Consider the following 19,808-nt stretch of genomic DNA (forward strand, 5'->3'; position numbering starts at 1 on the left):
AACAATACTAAAACTGATAAAATCTGTAGTTTTGACCGCAGATGTGCTAAAATGCAAAGGTGATATATGAATTGCTTTTGATGTGGAGGGTACCTTTGTGTTTTATTACATAATTGCGCTGTTTGTTATTTTGCTTGATCAGATTACTAAATGGTTAATTGTTAAAAACATGGAGCTTGGAGATAGCATAAAGGTCATTGAGAATTTCTTGTACATCACTTCTCACCGCAACCGTGGGGCTGCATGGGGAATCCTGCAGGGGCAAATGTGGTTCTTTTATGTCATTACCATCGCAGTGGTGATTGGCCTTGTCATTTATATTCAAAAGGCAGCGAAAGGCAAACTGCTGCTGGGAGTTTCGCTTGGTTTCATGCTTGGCGGGGCAATAGGTAATTTTATCGACAGGGTATTCCGGAAAGAAGTAGTTGATTTCGTCAACACATATATTTTTGGTTACGATTTCCCTATTTTCAATATCGCGGATTCTGCTCTTGTCATTGGAGTGGGTCTGTTGATGATTGATATGATCAGGGAAGAGAGAGAGGCGAAAAGGAAAGCTTATGGAGAAAATGGAACACATCATCAGTGAGGAACAGGCTGGTGACAGAATAGATAAAGTCGTTTCCACATTGGATTCTGAATGGTCAAGAAGCCAGGTCCAGCAATGGATCAAGGAAGGCAATGTACTTGTAAATGGAGCTCAGGTAAAAACAAACTATAAATGCAGCCTGGATGACAAACTGGAAATCGTCATTCCTGAACCAGAAATCCTTGACGTCATTCCTGAAGAGATGGATCTTGAAATTTATTATGAGGACCATGATGTCCTTGTAGTAAACAAGCCAAAAGGAATGGTGGTTCATCCTGCACCAGGCCATATGACGGGCACGCTTGTAAATGGTCTGATGGCACATTGCAAAGATTTGTCTGGAATCAATGGTGTATTGCGCCCCGGTATCGTCCACCGGATTGACAAGGATACATCAGGCCTGCTGATGGTCGCTAAAAATGACATGGCACATGAAAGCCTAGTGAACCAGCTTGTTGCCAAATCGGTAACCCGAAAATACAAAGCGCTCGTCCATGGAAATATCCCGCATGACCATGGCACAATCGACGCGCCGCTCGGACGTGATTCAAAAGACCGCCAGAGCATGACAGTTGTCGATAATGGGAAAAATGCTGTCACACACTTTAATGTGCTCGAACGGTTCCAGGACTTCACCTTGGTTGAGTGCCAGCTTGAAACAGGAAGGACTCACCAGATTCGTGTCCACATGAAATACATCGGTTATCCGCTTGCTGGAGATCCGAAATATGGTCCGAAAAAGACGCTAGAGCTTGGCGGACAGGCATTGCATGCCGGCCTCCTTGGGTTTGACCACCCGAGAACAGGCGAATATCTTGAATTTGAAGCGCCGATTCCTGACTATTTCACGGAGCTTTTAAATCAATTAAGAGAAAATCGTTGACAAAGTTCAACAAGTATCTTAAGATGACTATAGTTTAATAAGTCCTTTAAAGACAGTCCCGTGAGGCTGAGAAGGAAACGGATCTGCAACAGGCATTATTCTATGCCTCGATGCAATTTACACTACACGTTTACCCTCTTGCCCGAACTGGCAGGAGGGTTTTTTACTTAAATCCGTTTTCAAACCATAGAAAGAGAAGGAGTGAAAACAAATGTCCGAAAAAGCGGTTGTCCTGGACAACCAGGGAATTCGCCGGGCGTTGACGAGGATCGCCCATGAAATCATTGAAAGAAACAAAGGGATCGAACATTGTGTCCTGGTTGGCATCCGCACGAGAGGAATTTATATAGCCAATCGGCTGGCAGAGAGAATCCGCGAGATTGAAGGGGCGGAAATGCCGGTAGGTGAACTTGATATCACTCTGTACCGCGATGACTTGACCACGAAAACCATTGACATGGAGCCTGAAGTAAAAGGCTCGGATATTCCGGTGGACGTATCAAATAAAAAGGTGATCCTAGTTGACGATGTACTCTATACAGGCAGGACAGTCCGTGCCGCAATGGATGCGCTGATTGACATCGGTCGTCCGGCGACCATCCAGCTTGCAGTCCTGGTTGACAGAGGTCACAGGGAGCTGCCGATCAGGGCAGACTTTGTAGGAAAAAACATCCCGACCTCAAGTTCGGAAAAAATTGTGGTTGAACTGCAGGAAGTGGATGAAGAAGACCGCGTAAGCATTTTTGAAAAATAAATAGTGCCCTTTTAATAACAGTCCAGAGAGGCTGGAAAGGGGGAGCGCAACGCCGATGGCTTTGTGCGGGCTTTTTTACCCACCCTCTTTGCATCCACTCACTGGCAAAGAGGGTTTTTCTTTTTATAAAAGAAAGGGGATATTACAGATGAATACAAAACCAATCCTGGATATAAAAGACGTACCATCACCTTTTCAATGGGTGACACTAAGCCTTCAGCACTTATTCGCCATGTTTGGCGCTACAATCCTTGTACCTTATCTTGTGGGCTTAAGCCCGGCAATCGCCTTGATCTCAAGCGGACTTGGGACGATCGCCTTCCTGATCATCACAAAATTCCAGGTTCCAGCTTACCTGGGGTCCTCCTTCGCTTTTATCGCACCCGTCATCGCAGCCAAAGCAGGCGGCGGACCGGGAGCAGCCATGGTCGGGACCTTCCTTGCCGGCCTTGTATATGGAATCGTCGCTTTAATCATCAAGAAAGCAGGCTATCGCTGGATCATGAAGTTGTTGCCGCCTGTAGTTGTAGGCCCGGTTATCATCGTAATTGGACTTTCATTAGCTGGTACTGCAGTTAGCATGGCAATGAATAACCCTGGAACGAATGAGTACAGCTTGATCCACTTCTCTGCTGCACTTGTGACGCTTGCCGCAACAATCGTCTTCTCGATTTATGGAAAAGGAATGCTGAGCATGGTTCCGATCTTAGGGGGAATCGTAGTCGGATATCTATATTCCCTCTCGATTGGGATTGTAGACTTCAGCGGTGTAAAAGCAGCAAAAGTATTTGAAATGCCAGATTTCATCTTCCCGTTTGTAGATTATGATATAAGCATCAGCTTGAAACTTGTCCTTCTGATGGTACCAGTCGCAATCGTAACTCTATCTGAACACATTGGCCATCAGCTTGTGTTAAGCAAGGTTGTCGGCAAAGACTATATAAAAGAACCAGGCCTTCACCGTTCGATCATGGGTGATGGTATGGCAACGATGATTTCCGGCTTGATCGGCGGCCCACCAAAAACGACTTACGGCGAAAACATCGGTGTGCTGGCAATCACAAGAGTATATAGTGTCTATGTCCTGCTTGGAGCGGCAATCATCGCGACAGTATTCGGCTTCATCGGTAAAATCACAGCGCTGATCAGCTCGATTCCAACACCAGTTATGGGCGGAGTATCCATCCTGTTGTTCGGGATCATTGCATCATCAGGATTAAGAATGCTGGTTGACAGCAAAATCGATTTTGGCAACACACGTAACCTTGTCGTCTCATCAGTCATCCTTGTAATCGGGATTGGCGGAGCATTCATCAAGGTAAATGAAAACTTCGAAATTCATGGCATGGCTTTAGCGGCTTTGGTAGGTGTCATCCTGAACCTTGTCCTGCCTGGACGTCCAGAGATCCAGGAAGATATGTTCGAACTTGAATCTGAAAAAAAAACTGAGTTAAAGAACGATGTAGCATAGTTCCACCTTTTAAAAAGGTCCAGAGAGGCTTAAAAGGGTGTTATGAGCGAACCGGCTTATTTCAGCGTATACTTAAACACGCATTCATGCGGTTTTATGCCGGAAAGTTCATGTAAAAGCACCCTGTTGAATTCAACAGGGTGCTTTTTTTGCAAATAGAGGGGAGGATCAAGCATGAAATGGGATCTGCTGACAACATCAAAGCTGAGAATAGATGAAATAGAGGGAATTCTAAAGAGCGCAACGGGCTTTGCCAGGGGGGAAATCTGGCAGCCAAAAGGAAGGGTTTTTATCAGTAATTTGTTTTTTGAACCGAGCACCAGGACAAAATCAAGTTTTGAAATGGCCGAACGCAAATTGGGTCTCGAGGTTATTCCATTTGAGGTGCAGACATCCAGCGTTTTAAAAGGCGAGACATTGTATGACACAGTCAGGACACTCGAGGCGATTGGAACGGATGCCGTCGTGATCAGGCATAGTGCTGATAATTATTTTGCAGAACTGGAAAAGGGCATATCCATCCCGGTCATTAATGCCGGCGATGGCAAAGGTCATCATCCAACACAATCATTGCTTGACCTGATGACCATTCAGCAGGAATTCGGAAGCTTCTCAGGGTTGAAAGTAGCAATCATCGGGGATATCCTTCACAGCCGGGTGGCACGGTCCAATGCTGATGCGCTTGTGAGGCTCGGAGCCAGGATTATTTTTTCAGGGCCTGAAAGCTGGGTGGACATTCATGAACTTCCGCAAGCCTGCGAGTATATGGAAGTGGATGATGCAGTACGTGTGGCTGATGTTGTGATGCTGCTCCGCGTCCAGCATGAACGCCATGACGGAAAGCTCCTTTTTGAGAAAAATGACTACCATAATCGCTTCGGCTTAACGCTGGAACGAGAAAAGCAGATGAAAAGAGAAAGTATCATTCTCCATCCAGCACCGGTCAATCGCGGTGTAGAAATTGCAGACGGATTAGTGGAGTGTTCTAAATCGAGGATCTTCAAGCAGATGGAAAATGGTGTCTACATAAGAATGGCAGTGTTGAAAAGGGCACTTGAAAAAAGAAATGGGGGAATGGAAGATGTCAATGCTAATCAAAAATGGCAAACTGCTTACTGAGAACGGGTTTGAAAATGTTGAGATTCTAATAGAAAACGGAAAAATCTTAAAGGTTGAACCTCAAATCTCAATAGAAGCAGAAGAAATCATTGATGCAGACGGAAAGCTGCTGGCACCAGGACTGGTGGACCTCCATATACACCTTCGCGAGCCAGGCGGTGAAAAGAAAGAAACGATTGCAACCGGGACACTTGCAGCAGCGAAAGGCGGATTTACCACCGTTGCCGCCATGCCGAACACAAGACCCGTACCGGACAGTAAAGCCCAGATGGAATGGCTGCAGGAAAGGATACAGGAAACTGCTTCAGTTAGGGTGTTGCCATATGCTTCGATCACTGTCCGAGAACTGGGCCAGGAGCTCACCCATTTCGCTGAACTGAAAGAAGCAGGTGCCTTCGCACTGACTGATGACGGAGTAGGAGTCCAATCAGCAGGAATGATGCTTGAAGCGATGAAAAGGGCTGCAAAGCTTGATATGGCTGTCGTCGCTCATTGTGAGGACAATACACTGATCAACAAAGGCTCGCTTCATGAGGGAAAAAAAGCTGCAGAGCTTGGCATCAACGGAATCCCATCAGTATGCGAGTCAGTTCATATCGCCAGGGATATCCTTCTTGCTGAAGAAGCGGGCTGCCATTACCATGTCTGCCATATCAGCACGAAGGAATCTGTCAGGGCAGTGCGCGATGCAAAACGGTACGGCATCAAGGTTACTGCAGAAGTAACTCCACACCATTTGATTTTGAGTGAAGAGGATATACCAGGGAATGATGCCAATTTTAAAATGAACCCTCCGCTAAGGAGCAAAGCCGACCAGGAAGCACTGATTGAAGGATTGCTGGATGGCACGATCGATTTTATCGCTACAGACCACGCGCCGCATACCAGCGGGGAAAAAGCAGAAGGAATTGAACTTGCGCCATTCGGGATTGTCGGCCTGGAGACAGCATTCCCGCTCTTATACACACATCTTGTTGAAAAAAAGGTCCTTACACTAAAGGAACTGATTGACTTTTTGACCATCAAGCCTGCAAAAGCATTCGGGCTGCCATATGGGGAGTTGAAGCCTGGTGCACCTGCAGATATCGTTCTGATTGATCTCGATCAGGAAAAAGAGATCAATCCAGATGAATTTTTATCAAAAGGAAAGAACACACCATTCGGCGGCTGGAACTGCAAGGGCTGGCCAGTACTGACAATTGCTGAAGGAAAAATAGTCTGGGAAAAGGGAGTTGTTAAGGCATGAAGAAGCAGCTGATATTGGAAGATGGAACGGTTTTTGTGGGAGAAGGCTTTGGAAGTGAAACTCAGACGACAGGAGAGGTTGTTTTCAATACTGGTATGACCGGCTATCAGGAAATCCTGTCTGACCCATCCTACTGCGGCCAAATCGTGACATTGACCTATCCCTTGATTGGAAATTACGGAATCAATAGGGATGATTTTGAGTCGATCAATCCTGCAGTCCAGGGATTAATCGTTAAAGAGAATGCCGAATTCCCTTCTAACTGGCGTGCTGAACTGTCATTGCACGATTACCTTAAAATGAAAAACATTCCGGGAATTGCCGGGATCGATACAAGGAAACTGACAAAAATCATTCGCCAGCACGGAACGTTGAAAGGCATGATTTGCGGTATTGAAGAGAATGCCGAAGAGATTGTTGCAAAATTGAAAATGAAAAACCTGCCAAATGACCAGGTGAAGCAGGTATCAACAAAAACACCTTATCCAAGCCCAGGCCGCGGACATAGAGTTGTCCTGGTTGATTTCGGGCTGAAGCACGGGATTTTGAGAGAATTGAATAAAAGAAACTGTGATGTGATTGTCGTTCCATACAATACGACTGCCGAAGAAATTCTCAGCCTTAGTCCTGATGGCATCATGCTTTCAAACGGACCTGGGGACCCAAAGGACGTCCCGGAAGCAATCGAAATGATCCAGGGTTTGCTCGGCAAGGTGCCGCTGTTTGGAATCTGCCTTGGCCATCAGCTGTTCGCGCTTGCTTGCGGAGCCAATACCGAGAAAATGAAATTCGGCCATCGAGGTTCGAACCATCCGGTGAAAGATTTACGGACAGGGAGGGTCGCGCTGACATCCCAAAACCATGGATATACGGTAAAAGAAGATTCAGTAACAGGAACAGAACTGGAGATCACCCATATCGCCCTTAATGATGGCACAATCGAAGGCCTTTCCCACAAAAATGTGGCGGCATTCACTGTACAGTATCACCCGGAGGCATCGCCAGGACCGGAGGATGCAAATGGATTGTTCAACCAATTCATGGAGATGGTAGAAGCAGAAAAAAAGGAGGTTGTCGCACATGCCAAAGCGTAAAGATGTACAGACAATTTTAGTTATAGGTTCAGGGCCAATCATCATCGGCCAGGCGGCGGAATTCGATTATGCAGGCACACAGGCATGCATCGCATTAAGGGAAGAAGGCTACAAGGTCATCCTTGTCAACTCCAATCCGGCGACAATCATGACGGACACGGAAATTGCCGATGTTGTATACATAGAACCCCTTACACAGGAGTTTGTATCAAGGATCATCCGCAAGGAGCGCCCGGATGCAATCCTTCCGACCCTTGGCGGGCAGACCGGCTTGAACCTGGCTGTCGAACTGGCCAATTCAGGAGTATTGGATGAATGCGGCGTACAAATCCTCGGAACCAAACTTGAAGCAATCAACCAGGCTGAGGACAGGGAGCTGTTCAGGAATCTGATGAACGAGCTTGGGCAGCCGGTTCCGGACAGCGAAATCATCCATAGCCTTGAAGAGGCATATGCATTCGTAGAAAGTATCGGCTACCCCGTGATCGTCCGTCCCGCTTTCACAATGGGAGGAACTGGCGGCGGAATCTGCAGCAATGAAAAAGAATTGATTGAAATCGTGACAAGCGGAATTAAAAACAGCCCGGTAGGACAATGCCTGCTCGAGAAAAGCATTGCCGGATTCAAGGAAATTGAGTATGAAGTGATGCGCGACAGCAATGATAATGCCATTGTAGTCTGCAATATGGAGAATTTCGATCCGGTTGGCGTCCACACAGGGGATTCAATCGTTGTCGCACCTAGCCAGACATTGAGTGACCGTGAATACCAGCTGCTCAGGAACGCAAGCCTGAAAATCATCAGGGCACTTAAAATCGAGGGCGGCTGCAATGTACAGCTGGCGCTTGACCCAGACAGCTTCAATTACTATGTAATCGAGGTGAACCCACGTGTCAGCCGGTCGTCCGCACTGGCTTCCAAGGCGACAGGATACCCGATTGCCAAGCTGGCTGCAAAGATCGCGATAGGGTTGACACTCGATGAAATGCTGAATCCGGTCACAGGCAAAACATATGCCTGCTTTGAACCGGCACTGGATTATGTCGTGACCAAAATCCCGCGCTGGCCATTCGATAAGTTCGAATCCGCAAACCGTACACTCGGAACGCAAATGAAAGCTACCGGAGAAGTCATGGCAATCGGCAGGAATTTTGAAGAATCCTTGCTAAAGGCGATTCGTTCGCTTGAAGCGGATGTCACTCACCTTTCGTTGAACAATAAAGATGAAATCGATGATGCCTTGCTTGAAAAAAGGATCCGCAAGGCCGGGGATGAGCGTCTATTTTATCTTGCGGAAGCGATCAGGAGAGGAATCACAATCGAAACCCTGCATAGCTGGAGCAAAATCGACTTATTCTTCCTATATAAATTAGAGAGATTAATAGCTTTCGAAAAGGAGCTGTCGGCACAGCCATTCGAGCTCGAAACAGCCAGGACCGCGAAACAAAAAGGCTTTGCCGATAAGGTCATCGCCAAACTGTGGAAGGTGACAGAAAAAGAAGTATACCAGTGGCGCTTAGCTAATAAGCTGATTCCAGTCTTCAAAATGGTCGACACTTGTGCAGCTGAATTCGAATCTGGCACTCCATACTTCTATGGCACATATGAAGAAGAGAATGAATCGATTGTGACGGAAAAGCCAAGCGTCATCGTACTGGGTTCCGGTCCAATCAGGATCGGCCAGGGAATCGAATTCGACTATGCAACCGTCCACTCTGTGAAAGCAATAAAAGAGGCAGGTTATGAGGCGATCATAGTCAATAACAACCCGGAAACGGTGTCTACCGATTTCAGCATCTCTGATAAATTGTACTTTGAACCACTTACAATTGAAGACGTCATGAACATCGTGAACCTGGAAAAGCCGATTGGCGCGGTTGTCCAATTCGGGGGACAGACAGCTATCAATCTAGCATCGAAGCTGGTGGACAGAGGCGTGAAAATCCTTGGCACAAGCCTTGAGGACCTCGACCGTGCCGAGGACAGAGACAAGTTTGAACATGCACTTTCAGACCTGGACATTCCACTGCCAAAAGGAAGCACGGCAAAATCAGTCGAAGAAGCAGCCGCAATCGCTGCAGAAATCGGTTATCCAGTTCTCGTCCGCCCATCCTATGTACTCGGCGGCAGAGCGATGGAAATAGTCTATAAGGAAGAAGAGCTCCTTCATTATATGAAAAATGCTGTCAAAGTGAACCCGGAGTATCCGGTTCTGATCGACCGCTACTTGACTGGTAAAGAAGTTGAAGTTGACGCGATTTCCGATGGCAATAATGTATTGATTCCCGGGATCATGGAGCACATCGAAAGAGCCGGCGTCCACTCAGGCGATTCAATCGGCGTCTATCCGCCGCAAAGTCTGAGTGAAGAAGTGAAGCAAAAGCTGGTATCCTACACGATCGACCTTGCAAGGGGACTTAACATCGTCGGCTTGCTGAACATCCAGTATGTAATCGCGAATGAAGAGGTTTTTGTCCTGGAAGTCAATCCGCGTTCAAGCAGGACGGTTCCATTCCTGAGCAAGATCACGAATGTGCCGATGGCCAAAATCGCGATGAAAGTGATCCTGGGACAGAGCATTGAAGACCAGGGCTACCAGACAGGACTAGTACCAGAGCAAGAGGGAGTGTTTGTCAAAGTACCGGTGTTCTCCTTTGAGAAACTTCGCCGAGTCGACATTACGCTTGGACCAGAAATGAAATCGACAGGGGAAGTGATGGGCAAGGATACAACACTTGAAAAAGCTCTCTATAAAGGTATGATCGCTGCCGGAATGAAATTCAAGGAGTTCGGAACTGTGCTGCTGACAGTGGCGGATAAAGATAAAGAAGAGGCACTGGTTTTAGCCAGAAGGTTCTCGAGTATCGGCTATCAGCTGATGGCTACCGAGGGCACGGCAAAATACCTTCAAGATAACGGAATCAAAGTCAAAACAGTCGGCAAGATTGGCTCTCCAGGCCAGAACCTGATTGATGTCATCCGTAAAGGCGAAGCCCAGATGGTCATCAATACGCTGACAAAAGGAAAACAGCCTGAACGCGATGGCTTCAGGATCCGCCGTGAATCAGTTGAAAATGGCGTGCCTTGCCTGACTTCATTGGATACAGCAAAAGCAATTTTAAGAGTCATTGAATCTATGACATTCTCAGCGGATGCCTTAAAGCCAATGGAGCAAGCCAAAGAAGGTGTCCTTTCATGATCAGGCAGGAAATCTGCAAAGTTGTCAGCAACAGGCAGATTGCCGACAATATCTTTGAACTTGTACTAAGCGGTGACCTTTCTGCCGAAATGGACCAGCCTGGACAGTTTGTTCATGTAAAAACTGGTGAAGGATTCGATCCGCTCTTGCGCCGGCCGATCAGCATTGCTTCAATCAATGATGGAACCTTCACAATCATATACAGGAGGCAGGGAAGAGGCACTTCCCTGCTTGCCGAAAGAACCCCCGGGATGTCAGTCGATGTCCTCGGCCCGCTGGGAAATGGATTCCCGGTAACGGAGGCAAAGCCTGGGCAAACCGCAATCCTGGTTGGGGGCGGAGTGGGGGTCCCGCCGATGTACGAGCTGGCCAAACAGCTAGCCCAAAAAGGGGTAACAGTCATCAACATTATCGGATTCCAAACAGCACATGCTGTTTTTTATGAAAAAGAACTGGGCGAATTTGGCGAAGTGTATGTCGCGACGGTTGACGGATCTCACGGCCGAGAAGGATTTGTAACAGATATTCTTCAGGGCCTGGAAGCGGATATCATTTACGCTTGCGGTCCGACACCTATGCTAAGAGCCATCGAGAATGGAAACTATGTGGCGAAAACCTACCTGTCGCTCGAGGAACGGATGGGCTGCGGCATAGGCGCGTGCTTTGCCTGTGTTTGCCATACGAAGGACGATCCAAAAGGATTCTCCTACAAAAAGGTTTGCAGCGATGGACCAGTATTTAAAGCAGGGGAGGTTGTCATATGAGTTCACTATCAATCGAGCTGCCTGGGCTTCTTCTGAAAAATCCAGTCATGCCTGCATCCGGCTGCTTCGGGTTTGGCAGGGAGTTCAGCCAATTGTACGACCTGAGTCTGCTCGGAGCAATAATGATCAAAGCAACGACTCCAGAACCGCGCTTCGGAAATCCTACACCAAGGGTCGCGGAAACACCAGGCGGGATGCTGAATGCCATCGGTCTGCAAAACCCCGGCTTGGAAAAGGTGTTCAATGAGGAACTGCCCTGGCTCAGTGAATTCGATGTACCAATTATTGCAAACATAGCTGGTTCTACGGAGGATGATTACGTCGCTGTCGCTGAACAGCTGTCAAAGGCACCAAATGTTAAAGCGCTTGAATTGAATATCTCATGTCCGAATGTCAAAACTGGCGGAATCGCTTTTGGTACGGATCCTGAAATGGCAAAGGCACTGACAAAAAAGGTAAAAGAAGTGTCAGAAGTGCCTGTATATGTGAAGCTCTCCCCTAATGTTACTGACATCGTCAGCATCGCGAAGGCGGTTGAGAATGGCGGCGCTGACGGGCTTACGATGATCAATACATTGCTTGGAATGAGAATTGACCTTTCAACTGGTCAGCCAATACTTGCGAATAAAACGGGGGGGTTATCCGGTCCTTCTGTAAAACCAGTAGCCATCAGGATGATCTATGAGGTCAGCCAGCGCGTTTCCATCCCGATCATCGGCATGGGAGGCATCCAATCAGCAGAGGATGTGGTCGAATTTTTCCTTGCCGGAGCAAGCGCAGCGGCGGTTGGAACCCAGAATTTCGTTGATCCGTTTGTATGCCCGAAAATCATAGAAGAATTGCCCGAAATCCTGGAAAATCTAGGGGCAGAGCATATCTCAGAATTAACCGGAAGGAGCTGGAAGAAGAATGAAAGACTCGCTTATTATCGCCCTTGATTTCCCAAACAAGGGGCAGGTGCTGGATTTCCTTGAACCATTCAGAAATGAGCAGCTTTTTGTCAAGGTTGGAATGGAGCTCTTTTATTCTGAAGGACCGTCCATCATTGAGGAGTTAAAAAAGCAGAATCACAAAATTTTCCTCGATTTAAAGCTTCATGACATCCCAAATACAATAAAAAGTGCAATGAAGGTTCTTGCGGGTTTAGGCTGTGACCTTGTCAATGTCCACGCTGCTGGGGGTTCGGAAATGATGACAGCGGCGCTCGAAGGTCTGGATGCAGGTACACCATCAGGTCTAAAGCGTCCTGATTGCATTGCGGTTACACAGCTGACCAGCACATCTGAAGACCAGGTCAAGACAGAACAGCAAATCGGTGTTTCCTTACAGGAATCCGTGTTGAATTACGCAGAATTAGCCAAAAAATCAGGTTTGGATGGTGTTGTCTGTTCACCTCATGAAGCCGGCATGATTCATCACCGATTGGGATGGGAATTTCATACCGTGACACCGGGAATCCGTCCAGTGGAAAGCGGGAAGCAGGACCAGAAACGGACCGCCACCCCGGAGTTCGCCAGAGAACAAGGAATCTCGGCAATCGTTGTCGGCAGGCCGATCACCCGTGCTGCCAATCCGCTTGAGAGCTACCTTAAAATTAAAAGTGACTGGAAGGGTGTTAGAATATGAGAAAAGAAATTGCAGAATCCTTGCTTGAAATCGAAGCGGTAAGCTTACAGCCAGACAATCCATTCACATGGTCGTCAGGACTGAAATCCCCCATATACTGTGACAACAGATTAACACTCTCTTATCCTGCTGTCCGCAGAAAAGTGGCTAAAGGATTAAAGGATCTCATCGAGCAGCATTTCCCAGAGACTGAGATGGTTGCTGGAACAGCTACTGCCGGAATCCCTCACGCCGCCTGGGTAAGTGAACTGCTGGATCTTCCTATGTGTTATGTACGTTCTAAAGCAAAGGGACATGGAAAAGGCAATCAGATTGAAGGCAAGGTGACGGAAGGACAGAAAGTAGTGGTTGTAGAGGATCTGATCTCAACTGGCGGCAGTGTAATCGAAGCCGTCCAGGCTTTGCGGAACGCAGGCTGTCAGGTGCTTGGAGTGGTCTCTATTTTTACATACGAACTGGCAAAAGGAGAACAGCAGCTGAAATCGTCTAATATCGAAGCATACTCATTGACAGATTTCAGTACACTGGCAAAAATCGCAGAACAAAAGGGATTGATAACGAAGGAGAACCTTAGCAGCCTGGAAGAATGGAAACAGGATCCGGCTGAATGGGGAACAGCTAAAAACTCTTGACCCTCGCTAAAAAAAGAAGAGAACCTGCAGAGCTTGCCGGCAGGTTCTTTTGGGTCTACATTAAATTATAATAGTATTTTTGTGTGGATAACTACATATGGGTGTCTTAATCCAGCTCCAGCGCCTAGCCCCTCGAGACGTTTCAGTCCTGCCAATGAAGTCAAAGAACGACTTCACTGTCAGGCCCTCCAACGCTTGTCGGGGCTGAACAAGGCGCTTGCGCTTTTTGTTCTTCATTGCTTCAATTTCAGGATCACATCTTCATCTGGTGTGATATAAACGGTCTGCTGCTGTTCGTAAATGACGAATCCTGGTTTGGCACCGGCCGGCTTCTTTACATGGCGAACCCGGGTGAAATCGACTGGAACGGAGCTTGAATTCCTTGCTTTACTGAAATATGCGGCAATCTGGGCGGCCTCAAGGATGACATCTTCCGAAGGCTCTTTACTTCGGATCACCACATGTGATCCAGGAATATCTTTTGTGTGCAGCCAGATTTCATCACGGGCTGCAACTTTGTTCGTTAAATAATCATTTTGCTTATTGTTTTTCCCGACGAGGATTTCTGTTCCGTCAGTTGAATGATATTTTTCCAGGACAGGTTTCAGGTTCTGCTTATTCTTATTGCCCTTTTTCTGTCTCGCTCGGATATATCCGCCTTCAATCAATTCCTCCCTGATTTCTTCAATATCCTTTGGTGAAGCTGCTTCAACCTGCTGCAGCAGGGACTCGAAATAGGCCACCTCTTCCTGTGCCAGTTGAATTTGCTCCTTTACAATATTGACGGAGTTCTTGGCCTTCTGATACTTTGTGAAATATTTTTGCGCATTTTCAGATGGAGTCTTCCTCGGATCCAATGGTATGTTGATGGAAGCGCCGTTTTCATCATAATAATTCACGACCGAGATTTCTTGCATTCCCTTTTGGGCCATAAAAATATTCGCGGTCAGCAATTCTCCGTAGAGCTGGAACTGCTCTGCCTTTTTTGCATCCTCCAGGGTACCTTCGAGCTTCTTGATTTTCTTCTCGTTCTTTTCTTTTTCATTCGCCAGCAGACGTTCCAGGTCATTTCCCTGCTGCTTGACCCTGTCGCGCTCAGCTTTTCCAAAATAAAAGCGATCAAGAAGCTGGCTCAGCGTTTCGAAAGATTTGGTCTCTCCCTGTAAATGTTCAAAAGGGAGCAGGTAAAAGGCTTCCTTATTGCTTCCATACGTTACAGCCGGCTTGTAATGATGATTTTTAATCTCTTCCATCATGGCGGCGAAAGCCTTAGGGAGAGTTGTCCGGTTGACGAGCCCTGCCTTAAAGGTAATCTCTTTTGCCAGTACAGGCGAAACCCCGGCAAAATTTGCAACCAACTGCTTATCGATTTTTCCAGCGTTGAAATCAACCACCCTGAGGACATCTTCTTCCCCAGCCTCAAGCGGGTTCAGTTTTTCCTGTTGAGGAGGCATGATATATTCCTGGCCAGGCATGATCGCCCGGTGTGAATTCACGGCGAAAGAAATATGCTTGATGCTGTCAAGAATGACGTTCCGGTTCTTATCCACGATGATTATATTGCTGTGGCGCCCCATGATCTCAACAATCAGCTGTTTGTATGAAATATCGCCGATTTCATTCCGTCCTTTCACTTCAAAAATAATCATTCGGTCAAGTCCTGCCTGCTTGATATCTTCGATGATGAATCCCTCCAGATGCTTGCGCAACAGCATACAGAACATTGGCGGCTCATTTGGATTATCATATTGCTCATTGGTGATCTGGACCCTTGCATAGCTCGGATGAGCCGAGAGCAGCAGCTTATGGTTGACACCATTCGCCCTTACCGCAAGAATGATTTCGTTTTTATATGGCTGGTGTATTTTATTGATTCTTCCTCCTTTAAGCAGGGAGGAAAGTTCATGTGTGATCGCTCTTGTAAACAATCCGTCAAATGACATTTGAATTACATCCTTTTCTATTATCTGGCATGATGGGGTAAAAGCGGGTATTCTGTCTAGCTTGTGCAAAGCTATTGGCGCCAAAAACGGCTGATTTTCGAAAAAGAAGTCACTAATACCGTTTGGAATAAGTGAGTTAACTTCATGTTTCTTATTGTCCAGCTACGGCTCCTAGCCCCTCGAGACGTTTCGGTCCGCCCAATGAAGTCAAAGAGCGACTTCACTGGTCGGTCCTCCAACGCTTGTCGGGTCTGACCAAGGCGCTTCCGCTTTTCTTTATCCAGCTCCAGCGCCTAGCCCCTCGAGACGTTTCGGTCCGCCCAATGAAGTCAAAGAGCGACTTCACTTGTCGGCCCTCCAACGCTTGTGGGGGCTGACCAAGGCGCCTCCGCTTTTATATCTACAAACATCTTATCATTTTTTTGGACAGGGCTGAATAAGCTTTCTTTAGAGTAGGACAAACAAGGAGGAAGTGTGATGGCCCCATGAAGTTCCATGAAATGAATGAACAAGAAATTGCTAGTGCCTTAAGAACAGATTTTACAGAAGGATTGGATGAAAAGGAAGTAAAACGCAGACGTGATCAGCATGGGTATAATGCTCTGGCGGAAGGCGAAAAGCAATCCGCCCTGTTATTATTCTTCAGCCAGTTCAAGGATTTTATGGTACTAGTCCTTTTAGCGGCAACGTTAATATCAGGCCTTCTTGGTGAGATGGTTGATGCAATAGCGATCATTGCCATCATACTGGTTAATGGCATCCTGGGATTTTTCCAGGAAAGGAAGGCGGAGAAGTCACTCGATGCCTTAAAGGAACTTTCTGCACCTCAGGTACATGTATTAAGGGAAAGGGAATGGGTGAAGATTCCTTCAAAGGATGTCGTGCCAGGAGATGTCCTGAAATTCTCAAGCGGGGACAGGATTGGCGCGGATATTCGGCTGATTGAATCCTGGAGTCTTGAGATTGAAGAGTCAGCACTTACTGGTGAATCAGTTCCGGTTCAGAAAAGCACCACACCATTAAGGATTCCGAATCCGGGACTTGGCGATATGGAAAATATGGCGTTCATGGGCACGATGGTCACAAGAGGAAGCGGTACCGGGGTGGTCGTTGCTACGGGAATGAAAACGGCAATGGGGCAAATTGCTGATTTGCTGCAAACCGCTGAAGCACAGGAAACACCTCTGCAGCGCAGACTTGAACAGTTAGGGAAAATCCTGATAACAGCAGCGCTCTTCCTGACATTGCTCGTTGTTGGGATTGGTGTTCTTCAAGGCCATGATCTGTATACCATGTTCCTTGCAGGAGTCAGCCTGGCCGTGGCAGCGATTCCAGAGGGTCTTCCGGCCATCGTAACCGTTGCATTGTCACTGGGTGTCCAGAGGATGATCAGAAAGAATGCAATCGTGCGGAAATTACCTGCAGTGGAGACGCTTGGCTGTGCATCTGTCATTTGCTCGGATAAGACGGGAACGATGACGCAAAACAAAATGACGGTGACCCATTTATGGAGCGGCAGCAAAACCTGGCGAGTTGATGGGGTTGGTTATTCCCCGACAGGATTGTTTTTCCATAAAGACAAAAGCATTGATCCACAGAGAGAAAAATCACTTCAGCAGCTGCTGACCTTCGGAATGCTTTGCAATCATGCCGAGATGATTGAGAAAGAAGGGGAGTATACCATCGATGGTGATCCAACCGAGGGGGCACTGCTGGTTGCCGCGATGAAAGCAGGGTTTAGGAAAAACCTCCTGCTCGAGCAATTTGAAATTGTCAATGAGTTTCCCTTCGATTCCAAACGGAAAATGATGAGCATGATTGTTAAAGATAAAACAGGCAGAAAGTTTGCTGTTGTAAAGGGAGCACCGGATGTCCTGATTGGACTAAGTGAATCCATTCTCTGGGATGAAAGGCAGCAAAGGTTAACGAAGGAATTGAGTGCAAAAGTCCAGGGAGCGATTGATGAATTGGCAGGTAACGCATTAAGGACTATTGCAATCGCGTTCAAGCCAATTCCTCAGGGGACGGTGATCCTCCATGAAAACGAAGCTGAAAAAGACTTGACCTTCATCGGGCTGCAGGGAATGATCGATCCGCCTCGCCCCGAAGTGAAAACGGCTGTAAAAGAATGCCGGGATGCAGGAATCAAAACCGTCATGATTACTGGTGACCATGTCATCACAGCAAAGGCAATCGCTAAACAGCTGGGGATTTTATCAAAAGACAGCAAAGTGATAGAAGGCAAAGCGTTATCCGAGATGTCAGTTTCAGAGCTCGAGGATATCGTAGACGATGTTTCGGTCTTTGCCCGAGTATCACCGGAGCATAAATTAAAAATCGTAAAGGCACTGCAAAACAGAGGGCATATCGTCGCGATGACTGGGGATGGAGTTAATGATGCACCGGCCATCAAAGCGGCGGATATCGGTGTGGCGATGGGAATCACGGGTACCGATGTAGCGAAAGAAGCTTCATCTCTGGTACTCCTGGACGATAACTTTGCCACCATCAAAGCAGCTATCAAAGAAGGCCGGAATATCTATGAGAATATCAGGAAGTTCATCCGCTATCTTCTTGCCTCGAATGTTGGCGAGATTTTGGTCATGCTATTCGCAATGATCATGGGATTGCCGCTGCCGCTCGTTCCGATTCAAATCCTCTGGGTGAATCTGGTTACAGATGGCCTGCCTGCAATGGCTCTAGGTCTTGACCAGCCCGAGGACGATGTGATGAAGAGGAATCCTCGTCATCCTAAGGAAGGTGTCTTTTCGCGCGGGTTAGGGTGGAAGGTCGTTTCCCGTGGTTTCTTGATTGGACTGATGACATTGATCGCATTCATCGTCGTATATAAAAGGAACCCGGATGAACTCATCTACGCCCAGACGATTGCCTTCACAACACTTGTCATGGCGCAGCTGATCCATGTGTTTGACTGCAGAAGCGAAAAATCGATCTTTGCCCGTAATCCATTTGGAAACAAATATTTGGTTTGGGCAGTAATCTCTTCGCTGGTTATGGTCCTTGGAGTCATCTATTCACCAGTCTTGCAGCCAATCTTCCATACTGTCCCGATCCTGCTGACTGACTGGCTGTTGATTATAGGCTTATCTGCCGTTCCAACATTTTTGCTTGCCGGAACATTTTTTGCAAGAAAAACAAAGAGAAATATGATATAATCCGTTAGGTAATAGAGAAGACTCTATTGCCTTTCTTTTTTTTTACATATATTACCCGTTCCATGGGTCAACAGGAAACTCGACTTTTTGGAGAGATTGGATGTGTCTGGAATGGTCGTCAGTATGACTGGGTTTGGCAGGGGCAAGGCAGAATCTGAACGTTGCAGTGTCACGGTTGAGGTGAAAACGGTCAATCACCGTTTTTGTGAATTTCATATTCGAATGCCGCGGCAGCTCCTGAAAACAGAAGAAAAAATCAAGAAGAAACTTGGCGAACATATTAAAAGAGGGCGAGTCGAAGTATTTGTCACTTTGGAAGGCGAAGGGATCGTCAGCCGAAGGGTACATATTGACTGGGAGGCCCTTGACGAATTTGTCGATAACATATCCGAAATTAAAAACAGGTACAGTTTAGCTGGAGACTTAGAAATCCGTGATATTGTCAGCAGGGAGGACATCATCCATATTGAAGAAAGGGAAGCAGAGAATGAGGAGCTGGATCTGCTTGTTCTATCTGCAGTCGAAGAGGCCGGCCTTAAGCTTGTAGAAATGCGCAGGCTTGAAGGTGCAGCCCTTCACAAGGATGTCTTGCAATATATAAGTCTGATGTCAAATCATATTTTGCGTGTTAAGCAATTTGCTCCCGATGTTGTGGACCAGTACCGTGAGAGGCTAAGAAAGAAGATGGCTGATTTCATGGAAGGCAATGCAGGGGATGACAGGATCATGACAGAAGCAGCCTTTTTTGCAGATAAAGCAGATATAAGCGAAGAAATTGCCAGGCTGGAAAGTCATGTTTGCCAATTCACCGAAATCCTGAAGGTGGATGAGCCGCTGGGAAGGAAGCTGGATTTCCTGCTTCAGGAAATGAACCGAGAGGTCAACACGATTGGATCCAAAGCGAATGATTCAAAGATTGCCAGGGAAGTTGTCGAGATGAAAAGCCTCCTTGAAAAGGTTAAGGAACAAGTACAAAATATAGAGTAGCGTTTAGAAAGGGCCTTGCAGGGCCAAAATAATTAACTGATGATTGGGGGACCATCATGGCAATTAAGCTTATCAATATAGGCTTCGGCAATATTGTTTCAGCAAACAGAATCATTTCAATCGTAAGTCCTGAATCAGCTCCGATTAAACGGATCATCCAGGATGCACGTGATCGTGGATCTTTAATAGATGCTACATATGGAAGAAGGACCAGGGCTGTCATCGTCATGGACAGCGACCATGTCATTCTCTCTGCGGTACAGCCGGAAACAGTGGCACACCGCTTGAATGACAGAGATGATATTATTGATGAAGGGTAGGACGT

At 47.0% G+C, this 19,808-nt stretch carries 16 protein-coding genes; 15 read left to right on the forward strand and 1 reads right to left on the reverse strand.

All coding sequences use genetic code 11. The features are described from left to right. Window positions 1-97: 97 nt before the first annotated feature. The 12 genes from lspA (at window position 98) to pyrE (ending at window position 13,377) form a co-directional block, all read left to right on the forward strand. A complete protein-coding gene (lspA, locus tag FS736_RS02750) occupies window positions 98-589 on the forward strand; it encodes a signal peptidase II (protein WP_144474813.1) in 492 nt (163 codons plus the stop codon). Further along, the gene (locus FS736_RS02755; RefSeq protein WP_144474814.1) at window positions 561-1,472 is read left to right on the forward strand and encodes an RluA family pseudouridine synthase; all 912 of its coding nucleotides are present in this window, start codon (window positions 561-563) and stop codon (window positions 1,470-1,472) included. The genes lspA and FS736_RS02755 overlap by 29 nt, the downstream gene beginning before the upstream one ends. A 211-nt stretch (window positions 1,473-1,683) precedes the next feature. After that, window positions 1,684-2,226: a bifunctional pyr operon transcriptional regulator/uracil phosphoribosyltransferase PyrR gene (pyrR, locus tag FS736_RS02760; protein WP_144474815.1), complete on the forward strand. Its 543-nt coding sequence runs from the start codon at window positions 1,684-1,686 to the stop codon at window positions 2,224-2,226. A 148-nt stretch (window positions 2,227-2,374) separates the two neighbouring features. After that, window positions 2,375-3,697 carry a solute carrier family 23 protein gene (locus tag FS736_RS02765; RefSeq protein WP_144474816.1) on the forward strand — a complete coding sequence of 441 codons (1,323 nt, stop codon included), beginning with the start codon at window positions 2,375-2,377 and terminating at the stop codon, window positions 3,695-3,697. A gap of 174 nt (window positions 3,698-3,871) precedes the next feature. Continuing rightward, complete coding sequence (locus FS736_RS02770; RefSeq protein ID WP_144474817.1) at window positions 3,872-4,816, forward strand: aspartate carbamoyltransferase catalytic subunit; 945 nt, start codon at window positions 3,872-3,874, stop codon at window positions 4,814-4,816. Further along, window positions 4,779-6,062, forward strand: coding sequence for a dihydroorotase (locus tag FS736_RS02775; RefSeq protein ID WP_144474818.1), 1,284 nt, complete (start codon window positions 4,779-4,781; stop codon window positions 6,060-6,062). Before FS736_RS02770 ends, FS736_RS02775 begins: the two co-directional genes overlap by 38 nt. After that, window positions 6,059-7,156, forward strand: a complete 1,098-nt coding sequence (locus FS736_RS02780; protein ID WP_144474819.1) for a carbamoyl phosphate synthase small subunit — start codon at window positions 6,059-6,061, stop codon at window positions 7,154-7,156. Before FS736_RS02775 ends, FS736_RS02780 begins: the two co-directional genes overlap by 4 nt. Then, a complete protein-coding gene (gene carB, locus FS736_RS02785; protein ID WP_144474820.1) occupies window positions 7,143-10,355 on the forward strand; it encodes a carbamoyl-phosphate synthase large subunit in 3,213 nt (1,070 codons plus the stop codon). The genes FS736_RS02780 and carB overlap by 14 nt, the downstream gene beginning before the upstream one ends. After that, window positions 10,352-11,119, forward strand: a complete 768-nt coding sequence (locus FS736_RS02790) for a dihydroorotate dehydrogenase electron transfer subunit (RefSeq protein WP_144474821.1) — start codon at window positions 10,352-10,354, stop codon at window positions 11,117-11,119. The genes carB and FS736_RS02790 overlap by 4 nt, the downstream gene beginning before the upstream one ends. Next, entirely contained in the window at window positions 11,116-12,057 is a 942-nt protein-coding gene (locus FS736_RS02795) for a dihydroorotate dehydrogenase (RefSeq protein WP_144474822.1), read from the forward strand. Before FS736_RS02790 ends, FS736_RS02795 begins: the two co-directional genes overlap by 4 nt. Continuing rightward, window positions 12,029-12,745 carry an orotidine-5'-phosphate decarboxylase gene (pyrF, locus tag FS736_RS02800; RefSeq protein ID WP_144474823.1) on the forward strand — a complete coding sequence of 239 codons (717 nt, stop codon included), beginning with the start codon at window positions 12,029-12,031 and terminating at the stop codon, window positions 12,743-12,745. The genes FS736_RS02795 and pyrF overlap by 29 nt, the downstream gene beginning before the upstream one ends. Continuing rightward, window positions 12,742-13,377, forward strand: a complete 636-nt coding sequence (pyrE, locus tag FS736_RS02805) for an orotate phosphoribosyltransferase (RefSeq protein WP_144474824.1) — start codon at window positions 12,742-12,744, stop codon at window positions 13,375-13,377. Before pyrF ends, pyrE begins: the two co-directional genes overlap by 4 nt. A gap of 233 nt (window positions 13,378-13,610) precedes the next feature. On the opposite strand, the gene FS736_RS02810 is transcribed toward pyrE, so the two are convergent. Beyond that, the gene (locus FS736_RS02810) at window positions 13,611-15,320 is read right to left on the reverse strand and encodes an Rqc2 family fibronectin-binding protein (protein ID WP_144474825.1); all 1,710 of its coding nucleotides are present in this window, start codon (window positions 15,318-15,320) and stop codon (window positions 13,611-13,613) included. Window positions 15,321-15,805: 485 nt separating this feature from the next. On the opposite strand from FS736_RS02810, the gene FS736_RS02815 reads away from it, so the two are divergent. The 3 genes from FS736_RS02815 to remA all read left to right on the forward strand — a co-directional run bounded on the left by FS736_RS02815 (window position 15,806) and on the right by remA (window position 19,803). Next, a complete protein-coding gene (locus tag FS736_RS02815) occupies window positions 15,806-18,496 on the forward strand; it encodes a calcium-translocating P-type ATPase, SERCA-type (protein WP_144474826.1) in 2,691 nt (896 codons plus the stop codon). A 111-nt stretch (window positions 18,497-18,607) separates the two neighbouring features. Continuing rightward, complete coding sequence (locus tag FS736_RS02820; RefSeq protein ID WP_144475000.1) at window positions 18,608-19,483, forward strand: YicC/YloC family endoribonuclease; 876 nt, start codon at window positions 18,608-18,610, stop codon at window positions 19,481-19,483. A gap of 56 nt (window positions 19,484-19,539) precedes the next feature. Further along, entirely contained in the window at window positions 19,540-19,803 is a 264-nt protein-coding gene (gene remA, locus FS736_RS02825; protein ID WP_023614949.1) for an extracellular matrix/biofilm regulator RemA, read from the forward strand. Window positions 19,804-19,808 lie beyond the last annotated feature (5 nt).

This window comes from Cytobacillus oceanisediminis 2691 (genome assembly GCF_007678455.1).
Lineage (GTDB): Bacteria > Bacillota > Bacilli > Bacillales > Cytobacillaceae > Mesobacillus > Mesobacillus oceanisediminis_A.